Here is a 6,263-nt window from a genome sequence, read left to right as displayed (position 1 = left end):
GCCGGCGCCCTGGGGTTGACCAGCGCTCTGGCCCTGGCCGACGCCGGGGCCCAGGTCACGGTGTTCGACCCGGCCGATGCGCTCGACAACGCGTCGGGCATCGCCGCCGGCATGCTGGCGCCGGCCTTCGAGAGCCTGCTTGACCCGGCGAGCCCGCCGCAACTCGACCTGTTGCTCCATGCCCGCGATCTGTGGCCTGCCCTGGAAGCGCGGCTCGGCATCGTCGTCGACCGGGCCGGCGCCGTGGCCGTGGGCGAGAACGGCTTTCTGGATCGCGCCGACGTGGGCCTGCGCGCGCTGGGCCTGCATCCCGCCGACCTCCCGCGCCGGGCGCTGGAAGGGCTGGCGCCTGGCCTGGCCGAAACCTGGCGTCGGGGCGTGCTGATCCGAGAGGACTGGCGGATCGAAGCCGGCGTGGCGCTGAGCGCCTTGCGCGCCGCCTGCCAGGCCGCGGGTGTCGTCTTTCGCCAACAGTCGGCGCGGGGGTTCGAGGGCGGTGAGTGGCTGGTGATCGCCACGGGCGCCGCGCGCGACCTCGCAGTCGTCGCGCCGGAACTGTCGGGCCTCACCCCGATCAAGGGCCATATCCTGCGCAGCCAGGCCCAGGCCTATGACGGCATCGTGGTGCGCGGCGAGGGGGTCTATGTGACGGCGGCGCCCGGCGCGATGACCCTCGGAGCCACCATGCAGACAGGCCGCGACGACCGGTTGGTTGAGTCGGCGGAGGTCGCAACGCTGCTGGCCGCGGGCGCGCGACTGTTCCCGCAGGTCGCCGAGGCGCAGATCACCGCCTGCGCCGGCGTGCGGGCGGCCACCGCCGACGGCCTGCCCATGGTCGGGCGCGGCCGCCATCACGGCGTGTTGCTGGCGGTGGGCGCGCGGCGCAACGGCTGGCTGCTGGCGCCCCTGGTCGCCAGGATCATCGTGGACTGCGTGCGTGGAGGCGAGGCTGGACCGCATGCGCAGCGGCTGGACCCGGGGCGATTCGGGGGTCCGGCTGACGCCGTCAGGCGTGCTTGATCACCAGGCCCTGGCCGGTCGGCATCTCGAGGATGTGGTGGCCGCGCGCGCCCAGCCAAGCGGTCTCGGCCAGATGCTGCTTGCCGTAGGAGGCCCAGCCGAAATCGTCGAGCACCAGGACGCCGCCGGGGAGGATGCGGTCCCATAAGACTTCCAGGGCGCCGATTTCGGCCTCGGCGTTGTTGAGGTCCAGATGCATGAAGGCGATCCGCTCAGGCGCGGCCTGCGCCAGGCTGTCGGGCACCCGGCCTTTGGTGATGATCACATTGGGCTCGGGAAAACGGGCGCGGACCTCGTCGTAAAGCGTCGCCGAGTGCGCGGCCATCGCGTGATGCGGCATTGATTCGTCGTGTTCAAAGAGGTCGTACAGGAAGTAGCGACGGCCCGAGATGTCCACCAGGTCGGCCACGGTACGCGCCGAGCTCCCGCGGTAGCAGGCGCATTCGACGAAGTCGCCGTCGAGATGGGCGGCCTGCCGAGCAGCCCAGACCAGGGTCGACAGCCGCCAGACCGTCCCCCGCTCAAGGCCGGTGGTGGTGTTCTTGTTGACCGCGTGGGCGAACGCGTCTTCTCGCAGGAACCCCAGCGCCTTGTCCCAGGTGATCAGGTTATCGCTGGCGAAGACGCCGTGCCGGTACTGAATCTGGTCCAGCATAGCGTCACGGGCAGCGAGGAACTTGTCGCCGTCCAGTAGCCCGAAAAAGGCTCGACCGAGGAAGGAAGGCGGCAGGAGTTTCATGACCCGGCTCTATCATGAGGTCGGGCCGCTGTGTCCAGCCGCCGTCCATGGTTTCCGTTCAGCCATCGACCCCGAACCGCACGGGGATACGCACCTGTCCGCCGTCCACAGGCTGTCCGTCGGCGGTCAGCGGACGCATCCGGAAGTAAGGTGCGAGCCTCAGCGCAGCACGGCCGAATCCCTCGCTGGCGGGGGTTTCGCTGAGCACCTGACAGCCCGCCAGCGTACCCGCCGCACGCACGGTGCAGCTCAACATGGCCAGACCGCCCACCTCCCGACGCAGGGCCGAGTCCGGATAGAACCGGGCGAACTCCCGTGCGCCAGGCTTGGTGAGCCAACTCGGCTGCAGGAAGATGGGCCCGGCGGGCGGCGTGGGGGTCACGGTCGGCGGCGCCAGGATCGGCGGCTCGGGATCGGTCTGGGTCAGCGGCGGTGTCGGGGGAAGCGGGATTGGCGTCGGAGTCGGGACCTCGATGGGTTGGGTCTCGCGCGGCGAGACGGTTGGGCGCTGCGGCGTCGGGATGTCCGCGGCCTTCTTGGGCAGGGTCACGGTGCGGATGTCGAAGATGGGACCTTCCGGCAGCTCGACCACCTCCGGCGGCGTCCAGGTCTTGACCGCCAGATAGACCGCGATCCCGGCGTGAACGGCGATGGACGCGGCGATCGCCATTGTCACCTGTGGCGAACGACGGCGCTTTGATCCGGCTTGGCCCGCGAAAACCGGCAGAGCCTGATGGATGACCATGGAGACCTCCCTTTGTTTTTGTCGTCTCGAAACAAAGGGTCGCGCCGGGATCGTGTCGCGATCTTGACGTAAGGGAAGCTGAATGGTGACGCTTTCGCGCCCGAACGGTGCGCCAACCCGCCGCGGTATGGTTAGCGACGCATTAACCATGTGCGGGCAAACCAGGGACCATGGCCATCCATGGAATCCGGGGCGTCGTCGAAGCCGCGATCCAACGCGCGTCGAATGCGACGGGCGTGGATTTCGGATTTCTCATGGGCACCGCGGCGCGCGAGAGCGGATACAACCCCAAGGCCAAGGCCTCGACCTCTTCCGCGGCGGGCCTGTTCCAGTTCGTAGAGCAGACCTGGCTTTCCACCCTCAAGCAGCACGGCGCCAAGTACGGCTACGCCCGCTACGCCGAGCTGATCCAGAAGGGGCCCGACGGTCGTTTCCGAGTGGCGGGCGCCGAGGCGCGCAAGGCGGTCATGGACCTGCGGATGGATCCGCATGCCGCCTCGCTGATGGCCGGCGAGCTGACCTCCGACCACGCCTCGTATCTCAAGGGCCGCACGGGCAGGACCCCGACGGCGGGCGAGCTCTACGCCGCCCACTTTCTGGGACCGCAGGGCTCCGCGCGGCTGATCGAGGCGATGCGCACCCGGCCCGGCGCCAGCGCCGCGAGCATCTTCCCCGACGCGGCGGGGTCCAATCGCGCGATCTTCTACCGCGATGGCCGCGCGGCCACCGTGGCGGAGGTCTACGCCAACCTGACCAAGACCGGCGGGTCTGGACCCGCGCCCATGAGCCGACCGGCGGCTCCGCAACCCTTGGGCGGTTTCATCCAGTACGCCTCGGCGCGGCAGGGCGAGGTGCAGCGTGATCAAGACGCCTTGGTCGACATCATCCTGCGCGGATCGCAATCGCGCGACGACGCCGGCGCCAGCGTCAGCTCCCGACTGACGGGCTCGATGTTCTCCAGCGAGATGCTGCGGGTGCTCTCCGAGGCCCGCGACAAGTCGAGCTAGACCGCCGCGCCGGCGCTCACCATCGCCTCGATCTGCGCGGGGGAATAGCCGAGCTCGGCGAGAACCTCGTGCGTGTGCTGGCCCAGGCGCGGCGCGGGCGGGCGCCGGTCCGAATCGGCGCCGGGAAAGCGGGCTGGCGCGGCCGGCGAACGGAAGATCCCGCCTTGGCCGTCCTCGACCTCCACGATGGCGCCTGAAGCCTGGACCTGAGGATCGGCCGACACCTCGGCGGGGGTCTGGACCGGCGCCCAAACCAGGTCCGCGCCGTCGAGCCGGGCGGCGATCTCGTCGAAGTCGAGGGCCCCGAAGGCCGCCTCGAACTCGGCGACCAGGGCTTGGCTGTTGGCCTTGCGCAGCTTGCCCGACTTGAAGCGATCGTCGTCGGCCAGATCGGGGCGTCCGCAGGCGGCCGTGATCAGCGCCCAGTCGCCAGATTGTCCGCGCGGATTGAGCACGAACCAGCGTTCGTCGCGGCTCTTGTAGAAGTTGGCCACTGGATCGAAGGGGTCCGACCTTGGCCGGTTGGAGGCGACGCGCCCGAGGACGAGCTGGACCGCCAGGTCGGAGCCGACGGCATAGACGCCGGTGGCCAGTAGCGAGGTCTGCACCAGGCGGCCCACCCCCGTCCGCTCGCGCTCATAGAGTGCGGCCAGGATCGCCGAGACGGTGGCCAGCGATGTGGTGTGATCGCCGACCCCAGTGCGCAGGATGAACGGGTCCTGACCCTTGGGCGTATGCATCCGAGCCACCCCGGCCCGCGACCAGAACGCGGTCACGTCGAAGCCGGGCAGGTGGGCGTCGGGACCCTCCAGCCCGTAGCCGGTCACCACCGCATAGACCAGTCGCGGATTGGTCGCCCGCAGGGTCACGTCGTCCAAACCAGCGCGCTTCAGCGAGGCTGGACGGACATTGGTCAGGAACACGTCGGCCTCCGCCGCCAGCTTGGCGAGCGCGTCGCGGCCTTCCGGCTTGGAGATGTCCAGCACCACGGCGCGCTTGCCACGGTTGTCCATGTCGAAGGTGGGGTTGATCGTGATCTCGCTTTTGGCGTCGGCGAAGGCGTGGCGCATCGGGTCGCCCTGCGGCCGCTCTACCTTGATCACCTGGGCGCCCCAGTCGGCCATGATCCCCGCCGCACCCGGCGCGGCGATGTAGGAGGCGAACTCCACCACCTTCAGACCCTTGAGCACCATGCACGTCCCTCCCAGCTCTTTTCAATCATAGTGACTGCTGGGGGTGGGCGCCTCAAGGGCGTCAGGCGACGACGCGGATCTTCGGCCCTTCGCGTTCGACGGCGATGGCGTCGGCCACCGCGCGGGCCACCGCGCCCACGCTGACCGGTTTACGCAGCACCGCGTCGGCGCCGGCCTGGCTGCACTCCTTCGCCTCGGCCGCGTCGCCGCCGATCACCGCGACGATCGGCACGTGCCGCATCGGGCCTTCCAGCTCGCGGATGGCGGCGATGGTCGCGGGGCCATCCATGTTGGGCATGCGCCCGTCGATCATCAGCAGGTCGAACTCGCAAACCTTGGAGAGGTCCACGGCGCGGCGCCCGTCGATGGCGTGAACGACCTGGTGGCCGAGCTGTTCGATGACCGCGCGCAGCATCGCGGCGTTCAGGGCATCGTCCTCGGCGATCAGCACGCGCAGGCCGTGGCGTTCGACGGCGAGTGGCGTGGCGGGCTCGTTGGCGTCGCCGTCTCGGTCGGGCAGCGCGGTCTGGTCATAGGGCAGTTCCAGCCGGAAGCAGGAACCCACGCCCACGGCGCTGTGGCCGGAAAGCTCGCCGCCCATCAGCCGAGCCAGTTGACGCGAGAGCGAGAGGCCAAGGCCCGCGCCGGAGGTGCCCGCGCTGGTCCGCTCGATCCGGTTGAAAGGCTCGAAGGCGCGCTCCAACTCGTCAAGCGACAGGCCGGGGCCGGTGTCGGCGATCTCGATCGCCAGGCGGCCCGACGGCGCCAGCTCGATCCGCGCCTCGACCCTGCCGCGAACGGTGAACTTCAGGGCGTTGCCCAGCAGGTTGGCGAGGATCTGTCGCACCCGATGGACGTCGGCCACGGCCGCACCGCGCTCGGTCAGGGCGAGTTCCGGCGAAACGTGCAGGTTGATCTCCAGCGCCTTGGCCGAGGCGTTTGGACGGTGAAGCAGGACCAGGTCGCGAAGCAGCCCGACGGCGTCGAAGGGCCGGGTGTCCACGGAGAGCCGGCCGGCCTCGGCGGTTTCGGAGTCTAGCGTGGTGTTCAGGACCGAGATCAGGTCGTTGGCGGCGTCCAGCGCCGCGGCGAGCTGCTCGCGCGACGGGGCCGAACGGCCGTTGTGACCAACGGCGGCGGCCAGCACATGGGCGACGCCCGTCAGGCCGTTGCGGATTTCATGGCTCAAGGTCGCCACCAAGTCGGACTTGGACCGGGCGAGACGATTCGCTGACTCCACCATGCCGGCCCGGTCGGCGATCAACAGTTCACGCTCGACGGCCAGGGCGAACTGGCCGCGCAGGATGCGGTTTAGGATCAAGGCCAGGGCCATGGCGAGCGCCACGGCCCCCCAGGCGATGTTGGCGAGTTCCCGGGTTTCGGGATTGTTGAACAGGAAGAACAAGGGGCCGGCCACCGCGGCCGAGCCGACGATGAGCAGGCTGGGCAGCCAGGGCGCGGCGAAGAAGACGATCACCACGGAGGCCGCCAGAGCGGTCAGCATCAATGGCTCTCGCGCCGGTCCCGCACCGTCGGCGAAGGCCGACATCTGAGCGACG

Annotated in this window: 6 protein-coding genes; 2 read left to right on the top strand and 4 right to left on the bottom strand. The window is 69.7% G+C overall.

The genetic code is table 11. The annotated features are described in order from the left end of the window. On the top strand, positions 1–1,020 hold a 1,020-nt coding region (locus RMO04_RS15015), incomplete at its 5' end, for an FAD-dependent oxidoreductase (protein WP_309645578.1). Here RMO04_RS15015 and RMO04_RS15010 read toward each other — a convergent pair. Both RMO04_RS15010 and RMO04_RS15005 read right to left on the bottom strand, forming a co-directional pair. Beyond that, positions 1,007–1,759 carry a TylF/MycF/NovP-related O-methyltransferase gene (locus tag RMO04_RS15010; protein ID WP_309645577.1) on the bottom strand — a complete coding sequence of 251 codons (753 nt, stop codon included), beginning with the start codon at positions 1,757–1,759 and terminating at the stop codon, positions 1,007–1,009. The genes RMO04_RS15015 and RMO04_RS15010 overlap by 14 nt on opposite strands. A 58-nt stretch (positions 1,760–1,817) precedes the next feature. Then, positions 1,818–2,504: a TonB family protein gene (locus RMO04_RS15005; RefSeq protein ID WP_309645576.1), complete on the bottom strand. Its 687-nt coding sequence runs from the start codon at positions 2,502–2,504 to the stop codon at positions 1,818–1,820. Between the two features lie 170 nt (positions 2,505–2,674). Here RMO04_RS15005 and RMO04_RS15000 point away from each other — a divergent pair, with 170 nt between their 5' ends. Further along, entirely contained in the window at positions 2,675–3,511 is an 837-nt protein-coding gene (locus tag RMO04_RS15000) for a transglycosylase SLT domain-containing protein (RefSeq protein ID WP_309645575.1), read from the top strand. On the opposite strand, the gene RMO04_RS14995 is transcribed toward RMO04_RS15000, so the two are convergent. Continuing rightward, on the bottom strand, positions 3,508–4,704 hold the full coding sequence (locus RMO04_RS14995) for a CaiB/BaiF CoA-transferase family protein (protein WP_309645574.1): 1,197 nt from the start codon (positions 4,702–4,704) through the stop codon (positions 3,508–3,510). The two genes, RMO04_RS15000 and RMO04_RS14995, sit on opposite strands and share 4 nt — an antisense overlap. 61 nt (positions 4,705–4,765) lie before the next feature. Next, positions 4,766–6,263: ATP-binding protein (locus RMO04_RS14990; protein ID WP_309645573.1), on the bottom strand; the 1,498-nt coding region annotated here is incomplete at its 5' end.

It is taken from the genome of Phenylobacterium sp. (assembly GCF_031412415.1).
Taxonomy (GTDB): Bacteria; Pseudomonadota; Alphaproteobacteria; order Caulobacterales; family Caulobacteraceae; genus Phenylobacterium.
Note: the sequence above shows the minus strand (reverse complement) of the source record. Positions and strands in the feature narration are given on the sequence as shown.